This window comes from Lysobacter hankyongensis, assembly GCF_039543145.1.
Classification (GTDB): domain Bacteria; phylum Pseudomonadota; class Gammaproteobacteria; order Xanthomonadales; family Xanthomonadaceae; genus Lysobacter_I; species Lysobacter_I hankyongensis.
Window position 1 is genome coordinate 811,738 of record NZ_BAABJE010000001.1, and the last position, 21,344, is coordinate 833,081.

The following is a 21,344-nucleotide window of genomic DNA, read 5'->3' on the forward strand; positions in this document are numbered from 1 at the left end:
CGCATGCGATGCGGCTTTTTTTGCTCGGCATCGTGCAATCGGCACGATGCGCGCGACGTGCCGGCGTATGGCCGAAGATGTCGCGGCCATGAAACCATCGCGGAGCGCATGGGGCACGCTTCAGCGCACCGTGTTCGATCCATGTGAAACCCATCGGTGCGCTTCAGCGCACCCGATGACGGTTGGCCTCACACCGCCCTGAACACCAGCGCCGCATTGGTGCCGCCGAAACCGAAGCTGTTCGACATCACCGTGCGCAGCGGCGCCTCGCGCGTTTCGCGCAGAATCGGCGCATCGCCGACGCGGGGATCGAGCGTGTCGATGTTCGCCGAAGCGGCCATGAACCCGTCGCGCAGCATCAGCAGGCTGTAGATCGCTTCGTGCACGCTGGCCGCGCCGAGCGAATGCCCGGTCAGGCCCTTGGTCGACGACAGCGGCGGCATCGCGTCGCCGAAGACTTCGCGCACCGCTTTCAATTCGACGATGTCGCCCAGCGGCGTCGCGGTGCCGTGGGTATTGAGGTAATCGATCTCGCCGACCGGCGTGCCATCGGCCGCGAAACCGGCCAGCGCCATGCGCATGCAGCGCACCGCGCCTTCGCCGGTGGGCGCGACCATGTCGGCGCCGTCGGAGGTCACGCCGTAGCCGACGAGTTCGGCGTGGATGCGTGCGCCGCGCGCGACCGCGTGATCGTAATCCTCCAGCACCAGCATGCCGCCGCCGGCGCCGATCACGAAGCCGTCGCGGCCTTCGTCGTACGGACGCGAGGCGCGCTCCGGCGTGTCGTTCCATGCGCTGGACAGCGCGCCCATGCCGTCGAACTGCACCGACATGCCCCAGTGCAGTTCTTCGCCGCCGCCGGCGATGACGATGTCCTGCGCGCCGTAGCGGATGAGATCGGCCGCGGCGCCGATGCAGTGCGCGGAGGTCGCGCAGGCGGCGGAGATCGAATAGCTCACGCCCTGGATGCCGAACGCGGTCGCCAGCGAAGCCGACACCGTCGAGCACATCGTGCGCGGCACCATGAACGCGCCGACCTTGCGCGCGCCCTTGTTGCGCATGAGATCGCCGGTCTCGATCTGCCACTGCGCCGAGGCACCGCCCGAGCCGGCGATCACGCCGGTGCGCGGACTGCGCACCTGTGCGTCGTCCAATCCGGCGTCGGCGATGGCGTCGCGCATCGACACGTAGGCGTAGGCCGCGGCATCACCCATGAAGCGCTTCAACTTGCGATCCACCATCGCTTCCAGATCGATCCGCGGCACGCCTGCGACCTGGCTGCGGAAGCCTTTCTCGGCGTATTCGGGCACCGCCGACACGCCGCTGGTGCCGTTGCGCAGCGCGTCGGAGACGGTCTGCGCATCGTTGCCGATGGGCGAGACGATGCCGAAGCCGGTAACGACGACGCGACGCATCAGAAGCCCTCCGTCGAGCGGAACAGGCCCACGCGCAGATGCTCGGCTTCGTAGATCAGACGATCGTCGACGTAGGTGCGACCGTCCGCGATCACCAGCGCGAGCTTGCCGCGCATCACCCGGCGCACGTCGATTTCGTAGCGCACGAGCTTCGCGGTCGGCAACACCTGGCCGCTGAACTTGACCTGGCCGACGCCGAGCGCGCGCCCGCGCCCCGGTTCGCCCAGCCAGGGCAGGAAGAAACCCGCGAGTTGCCACATCGCATCGAGGCCGAGACACCCGGGCATCACCGGATCGTTCTCGAAGTGGCAATCGAAGAACCACAGGTCCGGACGGATCTCCAGTTCCGCCACCAGTTGGCCCTTGCCGTATGCGCCGCCGGTGTCGTCGACATGGGTGATGCGATCGAACATCAACATCGGCGGCGCGGGCAACCGCGCGTTCCCGGGACCGAACATCGCGCCATCGGCGCAGACGAGCAATTGCGAATGATCGAACGAAGCAGGCAGCGACATGCGGAACGCTCACGGCGGCGGAGCCCATCATTATCGCCGGAAAAATGTCCTCGACCGTGAACGCGAGAGATCGTTTTCCGCATTCGCATGCGTATGGAAACGACTTGTTTTCAAGTGGTTTTGACCATTCGCACGAGTATGCAGTCAACATACGCCGGCGTGCGGCCAGACCGTGCATGCCGACATGCGCCACCGTATGCGCACGCCGCGCAGCGCACGCATCAACTCTTGTCCAGCGCCCGCCGATAGCCCTGGAACAGTTGCAGCAGCCACGGTTTCTGCGCGAGCACGAGACTCATGCCGATGCGCTCCTTCGGCGACAGGGTCGCGTCGCGGATCAGCAGCGCATCGAATTCGCGCACCACGTCCTCCAGGCGCTGACGCATCTGGCGCACGCCGTCGACGCTGAGACTGCCGCTGAGCAGGAACAGGCCGTCCTGTTCGCCGTCGAAGGCGTCTGCGAAATAGTCGGTGAGCAGCTTCTCGCGGAAGTAACGTTCCATCGGCCCGCCGCGACGCCAGCGGAAATTGCGCGCGGTGAGCGCACGCGCGCGATTGCCGGGCAGCAGTTCGATGATGCCCAGGCGATCGAGCTTCACCAGCAACCCGGTCCACTGCGCCTCGGTGAAGGCGAACTGCGCCAGCACGTCCTGCTGGCGCCAGCGATTCAGACTGAGGAACAGCGCCAGCAGCAGCGCCGGCTCGGACACCAGCGCCTTTTCCTGCGCCTCGGTGAGTGCGGCCATGCTTTCGCGGCCGCGCGACGCCTCGGCGGCCAGTTCGGAGAGGCCGACATCCAGCACGTCGCAGATCTGCTCCAGCCGCTGCAGGCTCATCGCGCGCAGCGAGAACATCCGCTTCACCGCGGCCTCGCTCATCTTCAGGCGTGAGGCCAGCTCACGGTAGGTCAGTCCCTGACCGCGCAGCAGACGTTTGAGCGCATCGATCAGCTCGACGGAAACGGCCATGGGTCTATTTTTCCAATACCGGAGGATGCCCGTTATCTACACTCGGTCGACGCGGATTGCAACGCCGGGCGCCGCGGGTGTCTCTTCGCCGCAGCCCCCGCGAGCCATCGCCCACCGAGTCCACGCCATGTCGCCGACGCCATCGATGCCCGCTTCCCCCTCCCGCCTGTCCTTCCGCTTCGCCGCGCTCACCGTCGCCCTGGCCTGCCTGCTGGTGCCGCCGGCGGACGCGCAGTCCGACGCATCGGGCCGGCATTCGGAAGCGAGCGTGATGGCGTCGGTGGAAGTGCCGGTGGCGGTGGTGGGCGCGCTGGTCGCGGGCGGGAAATTCTTGGTCACCGGCGTCGCCGTCAGCGGCGGCGCGGTGGCGGTGACGGTCTCCGTGGTGGGGCTCGGCGCCTCGTTCGTGGTCCATCTCACCGCGGAAGCGGCCAAATCGCTGGCGATCGCCAGCGGCACGGCGGTGGAAGCGGTCGCGGTCAGCGGAGGCTGGCTGTTGATGGCCGCGGGCGAGGCGCTGTGTTTCGTCGCCGACGAACACGCCCGCGCGCACGTGCATTCGCGCGAGATCGACACATGAATCCACGCACGACCCCACGCACGGCCTGCCGGCATCCGCCCGGACACTGCCAGCGCCGACGCAGCGCGCGGATCGCGGGCGGTCTGCTGGGGCTGATGCTGGCCGCGCTGACCGCGCTGCTGCTCACCGTCGCGCCCGCGGCGCGCGCCGGCACCGACTGCGACGCCCGGCCGATGCCGCCGCACGCGATCGCCGATGCCGCGGCCACCGCACTGGCCGTCGCCTCCGCGCTGGACGCGGCCGATGCGCCGGTGGCGCTGGTGTCGCGCGTCGGCACCGATCTGTCGAAACACGGTCTGCGCTACAGCCACGCGGGATTCGCGGTGCGCGACCACCCCGACGGCCGCTGGACGGTGGTCCATCTGCTCAACGACTGCAGCAGCGACGGCTCCGGCCTGTATGCGCAGGGCCTGGTGAATTTCTTCGCCGACGATCTGATCAATCAGGATGCGCGCATCACCTGGTTGCCGCAGGAGGTCGCGACGCGTCTGGCCGCACGACTGATCGCGCTGCCGCGCGATGCGCTGTACACGCCACGATACAACCTGATCGCCCGCCCCGGCAGCGCGAAATACCAGAACTCGACCGCGTGGGTGCTCGAACACATCGCCGCTTCGCTGCCGCCGAAGACGTCCGTACGCACCCGCGCGCAGGCCTATACGCTCGCCGTCGGCCACGGTTTCAGTCCCGGCCGCATCCACATTCCCTACACGCAGCGGATCGTCGGCGGACTGTTCGGCGCGCATCTGGTGTTCACCGATCATCCGGTCGCGACCCGGCTCGGCGGCGACTACCCGGTGGTGACGGTGCGTTCGATTCTCGAATGGCTCGACAGCGCGGGGCTGACATCCGGCGAACGCGAGTGGCGACATGGCCGCTGGGTCGCGACACCGGGGCCAGGCTGAGACGAGCGCACGGACGACAACCAGGAAGGATCGACATGCACGGCCACGACACGCCACAACGACCCGCGCTCGCCCGGCAGCGCCTTTACGGCCATCCGCTGCGGATTGCGGCCCTGCTCATCGCAGGCGTGTTGACCGCAGGACACGCGGGCGCGCAGGCGACGACGCGTGCCTTCACGCTGACGGCGCCGGCACAGGCGGTGGAAACCCGCATCGAGGTGCCCACAGGCGGATCGACACGCATCGTGTTCTCGTCGCTGCGATCCACCGTACCGCTCGCGCGCGTGGAGCTCATCGATCCCGCAGGCCGCATCGCGTGGCACGAGCGCGGCGACGCACTGAAGTTGCTGCCCGCCGAAGAAGCCGCGCATCCGGAGCGCGGCGACGTGTACCGGCTGGACGAAGTTCGTCAAGCGACCGCCGGGACGTGGCGCCTGCGCTTCGTCCCGGTCGCAGGCAGGCGCGGTCGCATCGTCGGCGCCTACTCGCTACGCCCAAGATTCGAACTGCTGCTGCCGATGTCGCCCGTGCCGATGCGCGCGCACGAACGCGCCGTCATCGAAGTCCTGGCGACCGACAACGGCGCGCCGCTGTCGAACGTCCGTGCGATCCGCGTCTGGATCGAGGATGCGGGTGGTCGCCGGATCGTGCAGGGCGAAGCGCGTACCGGGCAGCGCAACGAACGGGGCATCCTGCTCAGCCAGCAACCGGAGCAGTTGCTTGCGCTCGTGACCGCGCCCGCGCCGGGTCGTTACCGGCTGAAGGCCGCGCACGATTTCGGGCACGGCGAGATCGTGTCGGAGCGCGAACTGATCGTGCAGTGAGCCGTCTGCGATCGTCAGTCCCGCGGATAGAAACGCACCCGCGACGGCTGCAGGCGCAGCGCCTGCCCGGGCACCGGCGGCACGAGGCCGGGTGTCGCGATCATGTCCCACTCGAACGGCTTCGGGTGTTCGCCGATCGCGAGATCGATGGTGATGCGGTCCGCACGTCGATGCGAAGCGAGCACGCGCGCGCGGATGCCCTCTCTCGCCGCACCGTCGTCGCCCTGCGCTTCCAGTTCGTGCGGCCGCAGATGCGCGACCACCGGGCCATCGGCGCAGCCGGGGGCGGCGAACACGGCCACGCCATCGGCGGTCGAAAACACGCCGTCGCGCACCGCGCCATCGAGCGCATTGCCGCGACCGATGAAATCGAAGACGTAGGCCGAGGCCGGCGTTTCGTAGATCTCGGCCGGGGTACCGACCTGCTCGATCCGGCCCGCGCGCATCACCACCACGCGATCGGCGAGTTCCAGCGCCTCTTCCTGATCGTGGGTGACGAACACCGTGGTCTGCCCGGTCTGGTCGTGCAGGCGGCGCAGCCAGCGGCGCAGTTCCACCCGCACCTTCGCATCGAGCGCACCGAAGGGTTCGTCCAGCAGCAGCACGCTCGGATCGATCGCCAGCGCGCGCGCCAGCGCCACGCGCTGCTTCTGCCCGCCCGACAACTGGTCGGGATAACGTCCGCCGAGTTCGGGCAACTGGATCAGGCCCAGCAGTTCCTCCACCCGCTTCGCGATGTCCGCCTTCGCGGGGCGGCGCGCGCGCGGACGGCTGCGCAGGCCGAAGGCGATGTTCTCGGCCACGGTCATGTGCCGGAACAGCGCGTAATGCTGGAACACGAAGCCGACATTGCGTTCGCGCAGGCTCAGGCGGGTGGCGTCGCGTTCGCCGAACAGCACCCGGCCGCTGTCGGGCGACAACAGGCCGGCGATGACCCGCAGCAGCGTGGTCTTGCCGGAGCCGGACGGTCCGAGCAGCGCGATCAGCTCGCCCGAGGCGATCGTCAGATCGACGCCATCGAGGGCGGCGACGCCGGGATAACGTTTGTTCAATTCGAGAATGCGCAACTGCATGTCAATGCTTCCTGTGCGATGCGGCCAGCGCGTCGCCGTGTTTGGATTCGAGCCGCGCCCGGACGCCCCAGGAGTGCGGCGCGACTGTCACCGGCGCACCGGGCGACGAACGCAGAAAAAGGCAGCGCTTCATGTCAATGCTTCCTGTGCGATGCGGCCAGCGCGTCGCCGTGCTTGGATTCCAACCAAAACTTCAAGACCAGCGTCACCAGCGCCAACCCCGACAACAGCGACGCGGCGGCGAACGCCGCGGTGGTGTCGAACTCGTTGTAGAGGATCTCGATGTGCAGCGGCAGCGTGTTGGTGAGGCCGCGGATATGTCCGGACACCACCGACACCGCGCCGAATTCGCCCATCGCGCGCGCGCCGCACAGCAGCACGCCGTAGAGCAGGCCCCAGCGGATGTTCGGCAGCGTGACCCGGAAGAACATCGACCAGGCGCCGGCGCCCAGCGAGCGCGCCGCCAGCTCTTCGTCCGCGCCCTGCTGCTGCATCAGCGGAATCAGTTCGCGGACCACGAACGGAAACGTGATGAACAGCGTCGCCAGCACGATGCCCGGGCGCGCGAACAGGATCTTGATATCGTTTTCGGCCAGCCATTCCGCGAACCAGCCGTGGGTGCCGAACAGCAGCACCAGGCACAGGCCGGCCACCACCGGCGACACCGCGAACGGCAGGTCCAGCAGCGACAGCAGCACGCGCTTGCCGCGGAATTCGAAACGGGTCACCGCCCACGCCATCAACAGGCCGAACACGGCGTTGATCGGCAGCACGATGGCGACCGTGAACAGGGTGAGTTTCAGCGCCGCCAGCGCATCCGGCTCGGACAGCGCCTTGATCCAGCCGACGAAGCCGTCGCCGAAGGCCGCGACCAGCACCATCAGCAGCGGCAACACCACCAGGCCGAGCATCGCCAGCACCGCCAACGCGATCAGCAGCCAGCGCAGCCAGGCCGGCTCGCGCACGGCATCGTCGATCTTCGCACCCTCAGCCACGACGGCCTCCCTTGCGCTCGTGCGCGAACAGCAGCGGAATCGCATTGATGGCGAGCAGGCACGCGAACGACGCGGCCAGCAGCAGCGCGGCGATCGCGATCGCGCCGTTGTAGTCGTATTCCTCCAGACGGATCGTCACCAACAGCGGCGCGATCTCGGTCTTGTACGGCAGGTTGCCGGCGATGAAGATCACCGAGCCGTATTCGCCGAGTCCGCGCGCGAACGCCAGCGAGAACCCGGTCAGCAGGCCCGGCAGCAATTCCGGGAACACCACGCGCCGCAGCGCGGTCCAGCGCGATGCGCCGAGCGAGGCCGCGGCTTCTTCCGGCTCGCGCCCCAGGGTTTCGAGCAGCGGCTGCACCGTGCGTACCGCGAACGGCAGGCCGATGAACACCAGCGCCAGCACGATGCCGATCGAGGTGTAAGCGATCTGCAGGCCCATCGGCTCGATGACCCGCCCGACCCAGCCGTTCTTCGAGTAGATCGCGGTCAGCGCGATGCCGGCGACCGCGGTCGGCAGCGCGAACGGCAGATCGACCAGCGCATCCACCAGACGCCGGCCGGGAAAACGGTAACGCACCAGCACCCAGGCGATGAGACCGCCGACCAGCAACGCGATCAGCGCCGCGACCAGCGCGGCGCCGAAGCTGAGTTTCAGGGCTTCCTGCACACGCTCGTCGCGCAGCGCGCGCAGCCAGCCCTCCGTTCCGAGGCCGGCCGCACGCACGCTCAGCGCCAGCAGCGGCAACAGCACCACCGCGCCGAGCCAGGCCATGCCCAGACCCAGACTGATGCCGAACCCCGGCAAGGGGTTCGGCAGTCTTCGCGCGCGCGGCGCGGTCGCCGCGGTGCCGGCGTCCGCGGTCATCGCGACGCCTTGTAGATGCTGTCGAAGAAGGCGCCGTCGGCGAAATGATCCGCCTGCGCCTTCTTCCAGCCGCCGAACGCGGCGTCGACGGTCACCAGCGGCACCTTCGGGAACCGCGCGAGCGCGGCGGCCGGCACCTTGTCGGGCTCGGCCGGACGATAGAAGTGCTTCGCCGCCAGCTGCTGCCCTTCAGGCGAGTAGAGGAAGCGCAGATACGCTTCGGCCTGTTTGCGGGTGCCGTGCTTGGCCACGTTCTTGTCCACCCAGGCCACCGGCGGCTCGGCCTTGATGCTCAGGCTCGGCACCACGATCTCGAACTTGCCGCGGGTATCGGCCTGGTTGAGCGTGAGCAGCGCTTCGTTCTCCCACGCGATCAGCACGTCGCCGATGCCGCGCTCGACGAAGGTGGTGGTCGATCCGCGCGCACCGGTGTCCAGCACCGGAACGTTCTTGAACAACCGGGTGAGGAAGCCCACGACCTTGTCGCCGTCGCGGTATTCCTTCGACGCCCACGCCCAGGCCGCGAGATAGTTCCAGCGCGCGCCGCCGGAAGTCTTCGGGTTGGGCGTGATCACCGCGACGCCCGGCTTCGCGAGGTCGCCCCAGTCGGCGATCTTCTTGGGGTTGCCCTTGCGCACCAGGAACACGATCGTCGAGGTGTAGGGCGAACTGTTGTGCGGCAGCCGCGACTGCCAGTTGGCGGGCAGCAGTTTGCCGTTCTGCACGATGGCGTCGATGTCGACGGCGACCGCGAGGGTCACGACATCGGCTTCGAGGCCGTCGATCACCGAACGCGCCTGCTTGCCGGAGCCGCCATGCGACGCGCGGATCTTCAGGGTTTCGCCGGTCTGCTGCTTCCACTGCGCGGAGAAGCGTTCGTTCACTTCGGCGTAGAACTCGCGGGTGGGATCGTAGGAGACATTGAGCAGTTCGCCGTCGGCGGCCTGCGCCGGACGCACGTGGGCGACGCCGGCAACGATCGGCGCAATGAGCAGGCCGATGAGGAGGGGTTTGAGGAGGCGTTTCATGGCATTCGCTCCGGGTCAGAAGGACAATTGCGCGCGGGTGAAGAAGGATTTCTCGTCTTCGCGGTCGGCGCCGGCTGCGGCCCCGCCCTCGAAGGTGGTCTGGGTGTAATTCGCGACCAGTTTGAGATTGCTGTTGAGGTACCAGTTGAGACCGATCGTCCACGCCTTCGCGGAGCGCGCGGAGGTCGCGGCGTTGGCGAACAGCGGGAAGGCTTCGTCGTCGACCTTCAGTTCGCCGAAGCGGCCGACCAGTTCGAACGCGCCCCAGCCTGCCGCATCGGACGTAAAAGGTTTGTTGGGCTTGGCGACACCGCGATAGCTCGCGTCCTCGCCGGTAAGCACGACGCTGCCGGTGAGCTGGTAGGCCTCGTTGACGAGATGGTCGCGACGACCGGCGTTGACGCCGCTGGTCACCCGCACTTCCTGTTCGGAGGTGATGTATTCGCCGAGCAGGCCGTAGCGGCCGCGATAGAAATAACCCTGCGGCGAGAAGCGGCGGTGCAGACCGTCGGCGGCGACGTTCGTGTTGTAGGCGAAGAACTGCGCCTGCCCGGGGGTGCGATAGCGCGGCAGGAAGTTGTTGCCGGTGCCGAAGGTGTCGCCGACGCTGGCGGCGACGCCGATGCCGAGGCCGGACCAGCCGTTCGCCGCGTTCTTGAACGGTTCCCAGAACACCCGGCCCGCGTACTCGAACTCGTTGTCGGGATTGGTGGTGGCGGCATCGCGACCGTCGGGCGCGCCGTTGTAGGCGCCCACCACGTAGCTCAGACGGGTGTCGAACAGTTCGCCCTGCAGTTGCACGCCGAGATCGCGGTTCGGCGCCAGTTCGGTCGGAAAGCCGCGTTCGACGAACGCGATCGAACCGCCGGACTGCAGGCGCTCCAGACCCACGGGACCCTTGACCTTGCCGATGCGCACGGTGGCGCGCGGATCGAATTTCAGGTCGACGTAGGCGTCGACGATGGTGGCGCTGTCGCCGGCGAACTCCGGGGTGAGCCGGAAGCCGACCAGCGACCCCCAGGTGCCTTCCAGCGTGGGCCGGATGCGACGGAACAGGAAGGTGTCGTTCTGCGGCGCGGCGTCGTCGCCGACGAAGAAACGACCGTCGGCCTGCACGAGGCCGCGGACCTTGAGCTCGAGACCATCCGGCGATTTCACCGACAGGCCCTTCGCGGGCGTCAGCGAGATCACCGGATCCTTCGCCGCCTTCGCGGCGAGCTCTTCGGCCTGCAGTTCGAGTTTGCGTTCGATCACGCGCAGACGCTGATCGAGATCGGCGGCGGACGCCGCGGATTCGCCGTCGGCGGCGACGCCGAGGCGACGTTCGACCGCTTCGAGACGTTCGATCAGCGCGCGCGTGGCCGGATCGGGATCGTGCGCTTGGGCGGAAGGCAGCGCGAGCGAAAGCGCGATGGCGAGCGGGACCGCTGCCGTGTATCGGTGGCGCGTCGCAGCGCGCCTGGCATGATTGGACATCGTCGACTCCGTGAGGATTGACGCGCGTCCGGCGGTCCGGTCTGCGCTGGGATGGGATGGGCGGGACCGACCGTTCAACGGTCGGCGAATCGGAATTTCTGGCTGCGCGTGATCTGCACGATCTTCGCGTTGTGGACCACGACCTCGACCTCGCCGAACGCGATGTCGCGCAGCGCGGCGATCACCGCGCGCTCGTGATCGTTCAGACGCGCGCCCACCGGCGGAATGCCGGCGACATTGCGGGCGTCGCCGTCGCGCTCGCGGGGCGCATCGGAATCGGAAACGTCGTCGGTGGTCCGTCGTTCGTTCATGACTGCTTCCTCAGGGATGGACGGCCACGGGGGACATGGCCGCGGCCGCCGAAGCCTCGACTTCGGCGTTGGCGAAATCGTGCAGGCTGCGCCGGTCGAGCACGCGCGACAGCGCATCGCGCGATTCGCGCATCAGCGCGCGCAGGGCGCAGGCGTCGGGATCGGGGCAGTCGCGGCAGGGTTCGTAGGCGGTGACGCTGGCGCAGCGCACGGGCGCCAGCGGTCCGTCGATGACGCGGATGAGATCGCCGATCATGATCTGCTCCGGCGATCGCGCCAGCGCATGGCCGCCGTGCTGGCCGCGGCGGCTGTCGACGAAACCGGCGATGCGCAGGTCGACCAGGATGGTCTCGAGGAACTTGCCCGGCGCGCGGCAGCGCTGCGCCAGTTCGTGCGCCTGCACGCGCGCCTCGCCGGCGCGCGCCAGCTCGCTCATCGCCCGCAGTGCGTACTTGGCCTTCATCGAGAGCATGTCGCGGCGTTATTCCTATCGAAACCGTAGGAATTGATGCCACAGCCCCGGGAACGGGTCTAATGCCCGGCGGTCATATCCTGATAGCGACCGGACCGGGCCGCTTCAGCCGACCGAAAATCCCTGCGATGACATGGGCATGTCGGGCACGTCGGGCGCATCGCGAACCACGCCGTCCACCCGCGCCAGCGGCGGGCCGTGCTGCAACCAGTCGGCAAGCCGTTCGATCGCAGCCCCGTCGCCGACGGCGAGCACTTCGACGCGACCGTCGTCGAGATTGCGGGCGTGGCCGTGCAGGCCCAACGCCAGCGCCTGCGCGCGGGTGTGGGCGCGGAAGGTCACGCCCTGGACGCGCCCGGAAACGAAGAAGCGCGCGGCAACCATCGCGGATCAGCCTTCCGGTTTGGCCGCGGGCGCGCCGGCGGGCGCATCGATGACCGCGGCGAGTTCGGTGCCGGTGACCGGCCCCATGAACGATTTCGCGATGCGGCCGTCGGGCGCGATCACATAGGTCATCGGCAGACCGCGCGGCGTCGGGAAATCCGCCGGCGGATCGTAGGTGTCGACCAGCGCGATCGGATAGCGCACCGGACGCTGCTTGAGGAACGCGCGCATCTCCTCGACCGCGATTTCCTCGTAGGCCAGGCCGATGACCTCGACGTCCGCGCGCTCGGCGTCGAACGCATCCAGTTCGGGCATTTCCTTGATGCAGGGCGCGCACCAGGTCGCCCAGAAGTTCACCACCACCCAGCCGCCGCGCTTCGAGGCGAGGTCGTACTGCGCACCTTCGAGCGTGGCGATCTTCAGCGTCGGCCTTTCGGCGTCCGCCGCAGGCGTCGCGTCGGCAGGCTTCGCATCGGCCTGCTTCGGATCGGCCTGCTTCGAGTCCGCCTGCTTGGCGTCGGTGGACGCCGCATCGGTCGACGCGGGCTGGCAGGCGGCCAGCGCGAGCAGCAGCGGCAGAACGCAGTACTTCGGAATCATCAGGAATCCTTGCGATAGATCGAGGCGACCGGCCGTTTCAGCAGATCGCGCAGGGGAAGCCGGAGTTCGTCCAGCGCGGCGACCGCGGCTTCGCCCAGCGCATCGTCGCGCGCGGGCAGCCAGGCCTCGGCCACCGGGATGCGCAGCCGGCAGGCCTCGTAGAGTTCGCCGAGGGTGAGATCGTCGAGATCGCGGGCCAGCAGCCATTCGCCGGATTCGGCGCGCACGATCAGCCCGATCTCGCACAGCTGGCTCAGCATCTGCTGCACCAGTCCGTCGGTGAGCACCGGCTCGATCCGGCGGATGTCGTCCAGATGCAGACCCTTGCCGCGCTGCCGGTATTCGTCGAAGCGGCCGATCAAACGCAGCAACCCGTGGAATTCGTAACCGACCGGCAGGCGCTGCGCCGCAGGCTGATAGCGGAACGCCGACAGCGACGACGCCAGCGATGCGCCGAACAGGATCGAGACCCAGCTGAAATACACCCAGCCGAGGAAGATCGGAATCAGCGCGAGCGTGCCGTAGATCTTTTCGTAGGCGCCGAAACTGCCGAGATAGGAACCGACCGCGATCTTCACGACCTCGATCATCACCACCGCCAGCAGCGCGCCCGGGGCGACGTGACGCCAGCGGATCGTGCGATGCGGCACCACGCGGTAGACCACCGCCAGCGCCACGAACTCGATGACGATCGGGCTGCCGCTGAGCAGCCAGTGCTCCAGCCATTGTCCCGGCTCGGTCTGGAAGATCGACAGCGCGAAGAAGCGCGCGGAGATCGCGAGGCTGGCCGCCGCCAGCAGCGCGCCGAAGGTCATCACCGTCCAGTACACGACCAGCCGGCCGAACCGCGGCCGCGCGGTGGGCACGCGCCAGATCCGGTTGAAGGTGGCCTCGATGCTGGTGAGCGTGATCAGCAGCGACACCACCAGCACGATCACGCCGACCACGGTGAGCTTGCCGGCGTTGCCGGAGAAATCGAGCAGATAGGCTTCGACCGAGCGCGCCGAAGACGGCACGAAGTTCGAGAAGATGTAGGTGCTGAGCTGCTGGCTCCATTCCTGGTAGACCGGGAAGGCCGACAGCACGCCGAACACCACCATGCTCAGCGGGACGATCGCGAACGCGGTGGTGAAGGCCAGCGCGCCGGCCGCCTGCAGCAGGCGGTCGTCGAGGAACCGCAGCCACAGGAAGCGGAAGAAGGTGCCGGCGCGGGCGCGATCCCAGCCGCGCGTGCGCCATCGCTGCAATGTCTCGATGAATGCCATGGCCGCGCAAGGGTAGCAGGCCCGGCGCCGGCATCGCGGCCTTCGCACCCGGCCGGCGCTTGGCTTACCCTGTCGGCCCTCTCCGCACGACGCCGCCCGGACCGCCCATGCCCGAGATCCTGGTTCTGTACTACAGCCGCGGCGGCTCGGTCGCACGGCTGGCGCGGCAGATCGCGCGCGGCGTCGGCGAAGTCGAGGGCATGGCCGCACGCCTGCGCACGGTGCCGCCGGTAGCCCCGGTCACGCGTGAAACCGCACCGCCGGAGCCCGAGGACGGCGCGCCCTACGTCGAGACGCGCGATCTGGCCGAATGCGCCGGCCTGATCCTCGGCAGCCCGACCCGCTTCGGCAACATGGCCGCGCCGGTGAAGCATTTCCTCGACACCCTGGGCGCGGAATGGGCCAGCGGCACCCTGGTCGGCAAGCCGGCGGCGGCGTTCACCTCCACCGCGACCCAGCACGGCGGTCAGGAGTCGACCCTGCTGACGATGCTGGTCCCGCTGCTGCATCACGGCTGCGTCGTCGCCGGCATCCCGTTCACGGAACCGCAGTTGAGCACCACCCGCAGCGGCGGCACGCCCTACGGCGCCAGCCATGTCGCCGGCGCGAAGGACGACCCGCAGCTGACCGACGACGAAGCCGCCCTCGCCCGCGCGCTGGGCCGGCGCATCGCCCAGCTCGCGCTGAAACTGGCCTGAGGCGACCGCCATGACAGACAACACCCGCCGCCACGAGCGGATTGCGCTGATCGGCGCCCTCCTCGGCCTGGTCGCGCTGTACGCGGCCTGGTTCCACGACGACAGGCACCGCGTCGCGGCGCTGGTGGTGTTCGCGCTGCCGCCGCTGCTGCTGGCGCTGGGCGCGCTGGCGCGCCGGCGCACGGCGCCGTTCTGGGCCGGCGTGTTCGCGCTGGCCTGGTTCTCGCACGGGGTGATGTCGGCCTGGACGCATCCGGAGACCCGCGCGTTCGCGCTGATCGAAGTCGTGCTGGCCCTCGTGACGGTGTTCGCCGCGAACGCTTCGGGACTGCGCGGACGCTTCGCGAAACGCCGCTGACCGACGCTGACCGCAGCGTACGGTGACCGCCACCGGGGCCGGGTCTATACTTCCGCGCTCACGAACCGACCGTCACGGCGCCCCATGGAACAGCTGCTCATCGTCACCACCGGCGGCACCATCGACAAGATCTATTTCGACGACAAGTCGGACTATCAGGTCGGCGAGCCGCAGATCGGCCGCATCCTCGAAGAACTCGGCGTCGCCTTCCGCTTCAACGTGATCCCGATCATCCGCAAGGATTCGCTGCACATCACCGCCGAGGATCGCGAGCTGCTGCGCGCCGCGATCGCGGCGCAGCCCACGCGCCATGTGCTGGTCACCCACGGCACCGACACCATGGTCGACACCGCGAAGGTGCTGAGCAGCATCGCCGACAAGACCATCGTCCTCACCGGCGCACTGAATCCGGCGCGCTTCCGCGGCTCCGACGCGGAATTCAACATCGGCACCGCGGTCGGCGCGGTGCAGTCGCTGCCGCCCGGCGTCTACATCGCGATGAACGGCCGCATCTGGGATCCGCTGAAAGTGCGCAAGAACGTCGCCGCCAACCGCTTCGAAGCGGCGGGCTGAGCGCAGCACCAGAAGCGCGACGATCAGGCCATGCCGGCGGCCGGTGATGATGAACCCCCGTCCTTGGTAGAGCGACCTTCAGGTCGCTGCATTGTTCGCGAAGAGCAGCGGCCTGAAGGCCGGCCCATGCAGCACATCAAGCACGACGCCATCCGGGCCGCGCCTGCGGCTGGTGCAAATGAATTCTCGGGGTTTCGGTAGAGCGGTCTGAAGGTCTCTACCGACCGCTCGCCGCGGCGCGCGCCGGAAGCGTGTTGAGCCCCGAGGTCTTGGCGGTTTCGCCGAGGAAGGCCAGCCCCAGCATCGCGAATTTGCCGCTGTTCTGCGCGGAATTGCCCATGTTCGCGAGCGTGTCGCTGGTGCTGTGGATGAGCGGGAACGCGCGGCCATCGGCACCGCCGCCCTCGAAGAAGAAGCCCGCCGGATAACCCGCGGACGTCCACGAGGCGTGATCGGAACAGGCGTATCCGCAGGTATCGAGACCGCGGGTCAGGCCGCGCGGCGCGAGATAGGTATCGAACAGCGTGTTGAGGAACGTCTGCAGCGGCAGGTTCGAATAATCCGTGACCAGACGCATGTCGACGCTGCTCGACGCCCGGTAGTTGGTCATGTCGAACTGCAGCACCGCGACCACGTTCGCGCTCGCGGCGCGGTGCGCCTGCGCGATGGCGTTGGAGCCGCGCAGGCCCACTTCTTCGGCCGCGTAACCCATGAATTTCACCGTGCGTCTGGGCTTCCAGCCGCTGGCCATGGCGATGCGCAGGATCTCGGTGAGCGTAGCGATGCCCGAGGCGTCGTCGTCCGCGCCGGGCGCGCGCTGGCCCACGCCGCCGCCGCTGATGTTGATCGAATCCAGATGCCCGCCCAGGACCACGACCTCGTTCGGGATCTCGCGACCGCGGATGGTGAGGATCACCGAAGGCTGGGTGGAACAGGTGGCGCAGGCGAACAGCTCGGACGTCACGTCGCTGCGGCCCGCGGCGAGCGCCATCCACGTGCTCTGGATCCACTCCGCCGACTGCCGGCCGTAGCTGCTGGCGTAATAGCGGTTCTGATAGTTCGACAGATGCGTGATGGTCGCGTGGATGTTGGCGTGCTGCACCTGATCGAGCCAGGGCGCGACCGTGGTCGCGTTGTCGATGGTGTAGCGGATCTTCGCCGCCGGGCTGTTCTTGGCCTGTTGCGAAAGATCGGCACGGATGAAGGCTTCGGCATCGGCGCGGCTGGCGAACGCGAAATAACCGCCGCAGCGCCGCTCGCGCTGGTGGATCCGTTCGGAGATGCGGCTGAGCTGTCGTGCCTGGGTTTCGACCAGCATCAGCGCAGCGCCGGTGCTGTCGCGCTTGGCCAGGCCGCCACGCACCAGATCGGGCATCTGTTCGTAGGTGCGACGCGACATGACCAGATGCACCGCAGCGGTCGGGTCGCGCTCCAGGCGCAGTGAGGTCAGATCGCTTTCGGCATGGCGCCTCGCGTGCGCGTCGGCGGCGTCGCGATTCGCCTGCTGGCGCAGGCCCTGCGCGCCGCAGGGCATCGCGAACGCGAGGACGCCGACGGCGAAAATGGAAGCGAGTCTGCGCATGATCATCTTGTCTCTCCGGTGCCGTTTCTCCGGTGCGTCATCGGCGTGGCGCCTCCGCTTCCGCGGAGCGCCCGTCCGTCGCTGCGCGATGATACGCCGCATCGCGGTGGATCGACCGTGCCGCCCGGGTCGGCAGCGGCACAGGATCTGAATTTCGCGTTGATCTCCATTGACGTATACGTTTCGATCGGCGCTTCCGATCGCGCGGACATGCCGCCCGATACCGTACGCCGCCCACTTGATGCAGCGCAAAAAGCCTTATTCCGCAGGCGTCGCCGATATTCCGCATCGTCATACCCGCGCTGCGCGCTGGATTCGGATTCCTAGACGGCGTTCAAGATATTGACGTATACGATATACCCATGATGCCGACGCCCGGCTCCCCCGCTGGCGTACGACCACCGGGCACGCGTTCGATCGAGAAGTTCAGGGAAAGAGTTCAGGGAACACGTTCAGGAAATCCGAACGTTCCATTCATCCATTTCATTGCATCGGGAGTGATTCAATGTCCGCATCGAAATACGTGGGTCGCAAGACGCTGATCGCCGTCGCCCTCGCCACCATCGCCTTCTCCGCCACCACCGGCGCCGCGGAGCGCGGCGCCCGCATCGACGCCAGACTCGCCGCCGCCATGGAGCGCGATCTCGGCATCTCCGCGGAACAACTGCCCGGCTATTTCCGCGCGCAGGAACAGGCGCGCACGAAGGCCGCGCAGGCCGAGCGCGCGCTCGGCGCGCACTACGCCGGCACGTGGCTGGAGCGCGGCGCGGACGGTGAATTCCGTCCGGTGGTCGCCACCACGTCCGCCGCGAAGGCGGCCCGGGTGTCCGGCGCCGAAGTCCGCCAGTTCCGCCATTCGCTGCATCAGCTGGAAGACAGCTTGGCCAGCCTCAACGATGTCCGCGCCCGCGCGCGCGACGCCGGCAAACTGCAGGGCGTGCAGTCCTGGTACATCGACCTGCCGAGCAACAGCGTGGTGGTGAAGGTCTCGCCGGGCGCGATGCTGAAAGCGGCGGATTTCGTCGCCGTCAGCAGCGCCGATGTCGCTGCCGTGCGCTTCGAGATCGATGCCGGTACCGCGATGCCGGCCGCCAGCGTCGTCGGCGGCAACCAGTACCAGTCGGGCGGCGGTTCCTGCTCGATCGGCTTCTCGGTCACCCGCGGCGCCACCAAGGGCTTCGCCACCGCCGGCCACTGCGGCGCCGCCGGCACCACGGTGCGCATCGGCGGCGTCACCGTCGGTTCGGTGCAGTCGAGCAGCTTCCCGACCAACGATCGCGCCTGGGCGACCGTGCGCAGCAGCGACACGCTGGTCGGCGGGGTGAACCGCTACAACGGCACGAATGTCGCCGTGCGCGGCAGCACCGAATACGGCGTCGGCACCGCGGTCTGCCGTTCCGGGTACGCCTCCGGCTGGCGCTGCGGCACCATCACCGCGACCAACGTCACCGTGAACTACTCGACCGGCCCGGTGTACGGCCTGCGCCAATCCAACGCCTGCCTCACCCAGGGCGATTCCGGCGGCTCGTGGATCTCCGGCAACCAGGCGCAGGGCGTCAGTTCCGGTGGCCAGCTCTACGGTTCGGCGCCGCCGTACTCGAACTGCGGCGTGGCCAATCCGGTGAGCTACTACCAGCGCATCAATCCGCTGCTGAGCGCCTACGGCCTGAGTCTGGTGCTCGGCTGATCGCGGCATGCGGCATGCGGCATGCGGTACCCGACACGAAAACGCCCCGGATCTCCGGGGCGTTTTTTCGTGCGGGTACGGAGCGAAGCTTCGGACTGTGGATCAACCGCTGTCCTTGAGCATTTCGACCAGATCGTCCCGCGTTTCCTCGATGTGGATGCGGATCAGGCGCGCGACATCCTTGCTGCGCCCCGCTTCCCAGGCCTTGAAGATCGCGGTGTGTTCCTCGATCGAACGGGTCGCGCGGCCCGGCACCGCCATGTGTACCTGCGAATAGCGCTGCGAGATCGCGAGCAGGCGGCTGACGATCTCGGTCGCGATCGGCTGCAGCCGCGGCACCGTCAACGCGAGATGGAACGCGAGATTCAGTTCGCCCGCTTCGTCCATCCGTCGGCTGGTCACCCGGCGATTGAGCGCGTCCAGCGCGGCCTCGGCCTCGACGCGATCCTCGTGGCGCGCCAGACGCGCGCCCTCGGCGCAGATCTGGGGCTCGATCATCAATCGCAGTCCGAGCACTTCCTCGGCCTCGGCCAGCGACATCGAACGCACCTGGAAGCCGCGATGGGCCTGGATGTCGACCAGCCCTTCGGCGCTGAGCTGCACCAGGGCTTCGCGGATCGGAATCTTGCTGACGCCGAATTCGGCGGCGATGGCGTCCTGCAGCAACTGCGCGCCGCCGGCGTAGTGCCCGGACAGGATCCGCTGCCGCACCAGTTTCGCGATCTGGGCACTGATGGTGCGTTGGAGCGGCCGGACCGCGATGCGGTCCTGCGTACGACTTGGCGAACGCTTCAATCGGGTATTCATCGCTGACTCGAGCCCTGGGGGAAGGGACTGCACGCGATGCCGCGAACGGCAGGCGCACCGACAGCCTACAGCAAACCCGTGACCGCGAAAGAAGAACCCCGGCCGAAGCCGGGGTTCCGGGTGTCGCAAACGATCGAGCGCGACTCAGCAACCGGGGAACTTGAAATCCTGGATGCGGGTCTGCCAGCTGCCGTTCGGACGGTACATGCCGACGAACCAGAAGGTGCAATCGTCGACCGGATCGACCGTGGTCTGGTAGTAGTCGCCCCAGCGGCCCGAACCCTCGACCGCGGCGCCGGCGGCGACGGTGGTTTCGGCCAGCGACATCACGCCCAGCGGGTCGGACGCGGTGCGGCCGGTGTAGCGCAGCGATGCGAACACGGTCGGGCTGCTGGTCTTGGTGACGTTGTAACCCATGCCGATGTTGCCGAACTTGTCCATCGCCAGAGTGCCCAGCAGATGATGCGTATTGGCATCGCCCGGGCCGAACGTGCCTTCCTGATGCAGGGCCCAGTTGCCGCTGCCCACGCGACGCAGTTCGAACCAGCGGATGCCCGAATTCACCAGACTGCGGCGGGTACGGCCGGGATCCTGATTGGTCGCGAAACTGCCGACGATCGACTCGTGCGTGCCGAAGTTGCGATAGCTCAGCTGATTGAGGATCACTTCGCGGATCGGATCGAGCTTGGAACGACTGGTGGTCGGCTGCGGCACGGTGGCGAAGGTCGAATAGTCGACGAACCAGCTGTTGAACTCGGTGATCGGAATCCGCGGCAGTGCGGTGATGCCGCTGTTCGCCGGCGTGTTCCAGTCGATGTTGATCTCGAACAGTTCGATGAAGTCCTGGGTGCCGCTGGCGCTGGCGCCATCGTGGGCCTCGTCGTCGCGATGGCGGGCGAGGATCTGCTTGCGGCCCGCCGGCGCGGCGGTGCTGCCGTAGAAGGTCGACGGCGTGAGGATCTGGAATCCGTAGCCCGGCAGCGTCGGCACGCTGTTGAAGCGCTGGGCCGCACGCGCGGTGGCGCCGTTGAGCATGTTCGCGCGATCGAACGCGTAAACGTCGGCACCCGCGATGCTGCCTTCATTGGTGGTGCAGACGTAGGCGTCGTTCCAGATGCCGCAGTGCGGGTAGTCCGGGAAGGCCAGCGTGGCGTAGCGGTAGAACCACCAGCCGCCGGTCACCGGGTCGGAGGTCTTGGAGACGAAGGTGCAGACGCCGCCGTCGTCCATGGTCAGCATGAACCAGCGGCTGGCCTGACGATCGAAGTAGACCAGCGGGTCGCCGCGATCGCTGGTGCAGGCGTTGCCGGCCGGGGCCAGCGAGCCGAAGTTGGTCGGACCCGCGACCAGATTGCCTGCCTTGTCGTAGATCTTGAAGGTCGTGGTGACGCCGTTGACCGCATAGATCACGTGGTTGGTGCCGACTTCGACCACCGGATCGCCGGGGCTGACGCCGGTGTTCGGATTGTTGATGCTGACGCGGCTGCCCGCACTCTTGGTGCGCAGGCGGCTGGGCATGCTGTCGTCGAAGATCCGCTGCAGTTCGGGCAGACGGTCGACAGCCGTGGCCTTGGTCTCCGGCGCGTGCGGCAACTTGCTGCCGAGCGGGGTGTACTGGCGGCGATGGGCTTCGCGGATCGGCATGCCCGGGCGCCACTCCTCCGCCTTCGGCAGATTGCGCACGTCGACGTTGACGCTGTGCGCGGTGACCGGGCTGCCCACCATCGGTCGGCTGGAGGGTGCGGGCTTGCCCTTGATCGGTGCAGCCGCGGCGATGCACGGCAGCGCCAGCAGCAGGATCGCCGCCGCTTTCGCGGAAGCGGAGAACATCGTTGACTTCATCGGAACTCCCCTTGGATTCAATCACCAGACATCACGAACACGCGCCTACGGCACGGATGGCCGCGCGCATGAGATGCAGCAATACGATCGACTTCGATGGTCGGCTGGCGAACCCCCG

Annotated in this window: 23 protein-coding genes; 7 read left to right on the forward strand and 16 right to left on the reverse strand. The window is 68.0% G+C overall.

Annotated elements, in window-relative coordinates:
- Positions 1-188: 188 nt before the first annotated feature.
- The 3 genes from ABD974_RS03700 to ABD974_RS03710 form a co-directional block, all read right to left on the reverse strand.
- Positions 189-1,415, reverse strand: coding sequence for a beta-ketoacyl synthase N-terminal-like domain-containing protein (locus ABD974_RS03700; RefSeq protein WP_345301892.1), 1,227 nt, complete (start codon positions 1,413-1,415; stop codon positions 189-191).
- A complete protein-coding gene (gene fabA, locus ABD974_RS03705) occupies positions 1,415-1,930 on the reverse strand; it encodes a 3-hydroxyacyl-[acyl-carrier-protein] dehydratase FabA (protein WP_345301893.1) in 516 nt (171 codons plus the stop codon). Before fabA ends, ABD974_RS03700 begins: the two co-directional genes overlap by 1 nt.
- A gap of 221 nt (positions 1,931-2,151) precedes the next feature.
- A complete protein-coding gene (locus ABD974_RS03710; protein WP_345301894.1) occupies positions 2,152-2,898 on the reverse strand; it encodes a helix-turn-helix domain-containing protein in 747 nt (248 codons plus the stop codon).
- A 145-nt stretch (positions 2,899-3,043) separates the two neighbouring features.
- On the opposite strand from ABD974_RS03710, the gene ABD974_RS03715 reads away from it, so the two are divergent.
- From ABD974_RS03715 to ABD974_RS03725, 3 genes are read left to right on the forward strand one after another with little or no spacing between them, the layout of a single operon-like run.
- Positions 3,044-3,478: a hypothetical protein gene (locus ABD974_RS03715; protein ID WP_345301895.1), complete on the forward strand. Its 435-nt coding sequence runs from the start codon at positions 3,044-3,046 to the stop codon at positions 3,476-3,478.
- Complete coding sequence (locus ABD974_RS03720; protein WP_345301896.1) at positions 3,475-4,383, forward strand: DUF2145 domain-containing protein; 909 nt, start codon at positions 3,475-3,477, stop codon at positions 4,381-4,383. The genes ABD974_RS03715 and ABD974_RS03720 overlap by 4 nt, the downstream gene beginning before the upstream one ends.
- A 35-nt stretch (positions 4,384-4,418) precedes the next feature.
- Positions 4,419-5,207 carry a hypothetical protein gene (locus ABD974_RS03725; RefSeq protein WP_345301897.1) on the forward strand — a complete coding sequence of 263 codons (789 nt, stop codon included), beginning with the start codon at positions 4,419-4,421 and terminating at the stop codon, positions 5,205-5,207.
- 14 nt (positions 5,208-5,221) lie between these two features.
- On the opposite strand, the gene ABD974_RS03730 is transcribed toward ABD974_RS03725, so the two are convergent.
- The 10 genes from ABD974_RS03730 to ABD974_RS03775 all read right to left on the reverse strand — a co-directional run bounded on the left by ABD974_RS03730 (position 5,222) and on the right by ABD974_RS03775 (position 13,679).
- A complete protein-coding gene (locus tag ABD974_RS03730) occupies positions 5,222-6,280 on the reverse strand; it encodes a sulfate/molybdate ABC transporter ATP-binding protein (protein ID WP_425562623.1) in 1,059 nt (352 codons plus the stop codon).
- Between the two features lie 134 nt (positions 6,281-6,414).
- Complete coding sequence (gene cysW, locus ABD974_RS03735; protein WP_345301898.1) at positions 6,415-7,275, reverse strand: sulfate ABC transporter permease subunit CysW; 861 nt, start codon at positions 7,273-7,275, stop codon at positions 6,415-6,417.
- Complete coding sequence (cysT, locus tag ABD974_RS03740; protein WP_345301899.1) at positions 7,268-8,143, reverse strand: sulfate ABC transporter permease subunit CysT; 876 nt, start codon at positions 8,141-8,143, stop codon at positions 7,268-7,270. Before cysT ends, cysW begins: the two co-directional genes overlap by 8 nt.
- On the reverse strand, positions 8,140-9,171 hold the full coding sequence (locus ABD974_RS03745) for a sulfate ABC transporter substrate-binding protein (protein ID WP_345301900.1): 1,032 nt from the start codon (positions 9,169-9,171) through the stop codon (positions 8,140-8,142). Before ABD974_RS03745 ends, cysT begins: the two co-directional genes overlap by 4 nt.
- A gap of 15 nt (positions 9,172-9,186) precedes the next feature.
- Positions 9,187-10,647, reverse strand: coding sequence for an OprO/OprP family phosphate-selective porin (locus ABD974_RS03750; RefSeq protein ID WP_345301901.1), 1,461 nt, complete (start codon positions 10,645-10,647; stop codon positions 9,187-9,189).
- 74 nt (positions 10,648-10,721) lie between these two features.
- Complete coding sequence (locus tag ABD974_RS03755) at positions 10,722-10,958, reverse strand: YezD family protein (RefSeq protein WP_345301902.1); 237 nt, start codon at positions 10,956-10,958, stop codon at positions 10,722-10,724.
- A gap of 10 nt (positions 10,959-10,968) precedes the next feature.
- On the reverse strand, positions 10,969-11,430 hold the full coding sequence (locus ABD974_RS03760; RefSeq protein ID WP_345301903.1) for an RrF2 family transcriptional regulator: 462 nt from the start codon (positions 11,428-11,430) through the stop codon (positions 10,969-10,971).
- Positions 11,431-11,535: 105 nt separating this feature from the next.
- Positions 11,536-11,814 (reverse strand): acylphosphatase, encoded by a 279-nt coding sequence (locus ABD974_RS03765; protein WP_345301904.1) that lies wholly within the window; start codon positions 11,812-11,814, stop codon positions 11,536-11,538.
- Positions 11,815-11,820: 6 nt separating this feature from the next.
- Positions 11,821-12,414, reverse strand: coding sequence for a TlpA family protein disulfide reductase (locus ABD974_RS03770; protein ID WP_345301905.1), 594 nt, complete (start codon positions 12,412-12,414; stop codon positions 11,821-11,823).
- A complete protein-coding gene (locus ABD974_RS03775; RefSeq protein WP_345301906.1) occupies positions 12,414-13,679 on the reverse strand; it encodes a YihY family inner membrane protein in 1,266 nt (421 codons plus the stop codon). The genes ABD974_RS03770 and ABD974_RS03775 overlap by 1 nt, the downstream gene beginning before the upstream one ends.
- 107 nt (positions 13,680-13,786) lie before the next feature.
- Here ABD974_RS03775 and wrbA point away from each other — a divergent pair, with 107 nt between their 5' ends.
- The 3 genes from wrbA to ABD974_RS03790 all read left to right on the forward strand — a co-directional run bounded on the left by wrbA (position 13,787) and on the right by ABD974_RS03790 (position 15,308).
- Complete coding sequence (gene wrbA, locus ABD974_RS03780; RefSeq protein ID WP_345301907.1) at positions 13,787-14,377, forward strand: NAD(P)H:quinone oxidoreductase; 591 nt, start codon at positions 13,787-13,789, stop codon at positions 14,375-14,377.
- A 10-nt stretch (positions 14,378-14,387) separates the two neighbouring features.
- Positions 14,388-14,735 carry a DUF2069 domain-containing protein gene (locus ABD974_RS03785; protein WP_345301908.1) on the forward strand — a complete coding sequence of 116 codons (348 nt, stop codon included), beginning with the start codon at positions 14,388-14,390 and terminating at the stop codon, positions 14,733-14,735.
- A gap of 84 nt (positions 14,736-14,819) precedes the next feature.
- The gene (locus tag ABD974_RS03790) at positions 14,820-15,308 is read left to right on the forward strand and encodes an asparaginase domain-containing protein (RefSeq protein WP_345301909.1); all 489 of its coding nucleotides are present in this window, start codon (positions 14,820-14,822) and stop codon (positions 15,306-15,308) included.
- A gap of 217 nt (positions 15,309-15,525) precedes the next feature.
- On the opposite strand, the gene ABD974_RS03795 is transcribed toward ABD974_RS03790, so the two are convergent.
- A complete protein-coding gene (locus ABD974_RS03795; RefSeq protein WP_345301910.1) occupies positions 15,526-16,890 on the reverse strand; it encodes a M20/M25/M40 family metallo-hydrolase in 1,365 nt (454 codons plus the stop codon).
- A 505-nt stretch (positions 16,891-17,395) separates the two neighbouring features.
- On the opposite strand from ABD974_RS03795, the gene ABD974_RS03800 reads away from it, so the two are divergent.
- Complete coding sequence (locus ABD974_RS03800; protein WP_345301911.1) at positions 17,396-18,577, forward strand: S1 family peptidase; 1,182 nt, start codon at positions 17,396-17,398, stop codon at positions 18,575-18,577.
- Between the two features lie 102 nt (positions 18,578-18,679).
- Here the strand turns inward: ABD974_RS03800 and ABD974_RS03805 are convergent, their stop codons facing one another.
- Both ABD974_RS03805 and ABD974_RS03810 read right to left on the reverse strand, forming a co-directional pair.
- Positions 18,680-19,384 (reverse strand): GntR family transcriptional regulator, encoded by a 705-nt coding sequence (locus ABD974_RS03805; protein ID WP_345301912.1) that lies wholly within the window; start codon positions 19,382-19,384, stop codon positions 18,680-18,682.
- Positions 19,385-19,528: 144 nt separating this feature from the next.
- Positions 19,529-21,214 carry a hypothetical protein gene (locus ABD974_RS03810; protein WP_345301913.1) on the reverse strand — a complete coding sequence of 562 codons (1,686 nt, stop codon included), beginning with the start codon at positions 21,212-21,214 and terminating at the stop codon, positions 19,529-19,531.
- Between the last annotated feature and the right edge of the window lie 130 nt (positions 21,215-21,344).

What these genes read in the sequence shown, in the direction of transcription:
- ABD974_RS03725 (WP_345301897.1), top strand. Translation starts at nt 4,419, where the DNA reads ATGCACGGCCACGACACGCCACAACGACCCGCGCTCGCCCGGCAGCGC.
- ABD974_RS03770 (WP_345301905.1), bottom strand. Translation starts at nt 12,414, where the DNA reads ATGATTCCGAAGTACTGCGTTCTGCCGCTGCTGCTCGCGCTGGCCGCC.
- ABD974_RS03755 (WP_345301902.1), bottom strand. Translation starts at nt 10,958, where the DNA reads ATGAACGAACGACGGACCACCGACGACGTTTCCGATTCCGATGCGCCC.
- ABD974_RS03790 (WP_345301909.1), top strand. Translation starts at nt 14,820, where the DNA reads ATGGAACAGCTGCTCATCGTCACCACCGGCGGCACCATCGACAAGATC.
- ABD974_RS03800 (WP_345301911.1), top strand. Translation starts at nt 17,396, where the DNA reads ATGTCCGCATCGAAATACGTGGGTCGCAAGACGCTGATCGCCGTCGCC.
- ABD974_RS03775 (WP_345301906.1), bottom strand. Translation starts at nt 13,679, where the DNA reads ATGGCATTCATCGAGACATTGCAGCGATGGCGCACGCGCGGCTGGGAT.
- ABD974_RS03730 (WP_425562623.1), bottom strand. Translation starts at nt 6,280, where the DNA reads ATGCAGTTGCGCATTCTCGAATTGAACAAACGTTATCCCGGCGTCGCC.
- ABD974_RS03760 (WP_345301903.1), bottom strand. Translation starts at nt 11,430, where the DNA reads ATGCTCTCGATGAAGGCCAAGTACGCACTGCGGGCGATGAGCGAGCTG.
- ABD974_RS03795 (WP_345301910.1), bottom strand. Translation starts at nt 16,890, where the DNA reads ATGCGCAGACTCGCTTCCATTTTCGCCGTCGGCGTCCTCGCGTTCGCG.
- ABD974_RS03765 (WP_345301904.1), bottom strand. Translation starts at nt 11,814, where the DNA reads ATGGTTGCCGCGCGCTTCTTCGTTTCCGGGCGCGTCCAGGGCGTGACC.
- ABD974_RS03750 (WP_345301901.1), bottom strand. Translation starts at nt 10,647, where the DNA reads ATGTCCAATCATGCCAGGCGCGCTGCGACGCGCCACCGATACACGGCA.
- ABD974_RS03785 (WP_345301908.1), top strand. Translation starts at nt 14,388, where the DNA reads ATGACAGACAACACCCGCCGCCACGAGCGGATTGCGCTGATCGGCGCC.
- ABD974_RS03810 (WP_345301913.1), bottom strand. Translation starts at nt 21,214, where the DNA reads ATGTTCTCCGCTTCCGCGAAAGCGGCGGCGATCCTGCTGCTGGCGCTG.
- ABD974_RS03720 (WP_345301896.1), top strand. Translation starts at nt 3,475, where the DNA reads ATGAATCCACGCACGACCCCACGCACGGCCTGCCGGCATCCGCCCGGA.
- fabA (WP_345301893.1), bottom strand. Translation starts at nt 1,930, where the DNA reads ATGTCGCTGCCTGCTTCGTTCGATCATTCGCAATTGCTCGTCTGCGCC.
- ABD974_RS03745 (WP_345301900.1), bottom strand. Translation starts at nt 9,171, where the DNA reads ATGAAACGCCTCCTCAAACCCCTCCTCATCGGCCTGCTCATTGCGCCG.
- wrbA (WP_345301907.1), top strand. Translation starts at nt 13,787, where the DNA reads ATGCCCGAGATCCTGGTTCTGTACTACAGCCGCGGCGGCTCGGTCGCA.
- ABD974_RS03710 (WP_345301894.1), bottom strand. Translation starts at nt 2,898, where the DNA reads ATGGCCGTTTCCGTCGAGCTGATCGATGCGCTCAAACGTCTGCTGCGC.
- ABD974_RS03700 (WP_345301892.1), bottom strand. Translation starts at nt 1,415, where the DNA reads ATGCGTCGCGTCGTCGTTACCGGCTTCGGCATCGTCTCGCCCATCGGC.
- ABD974_RS03715 (WP_345301895.1), top strand. Translation starts at nt 3,044, where the DNA reads ATGCCCGCTTCCCCCTCCCGCCTGTCCTTCCGCTTCGCCGCGCTCACC.
- cysT (WP_345301899.1), bottom strand. Translation starts at nt 8,143, where the DNA reads ATGACCGCGGACGCCGGCACCGCGGCGACCGCGCCGCGCGCGCGAAGA.
- ABD974_RS03805 (WP_345301912.1), bottom strand. Translation starts at nt 19,384, where the DNA reads ATGAATACCCGATTGAAGCGTTCGCCAAGTCGTACGCAGGACCGCATC.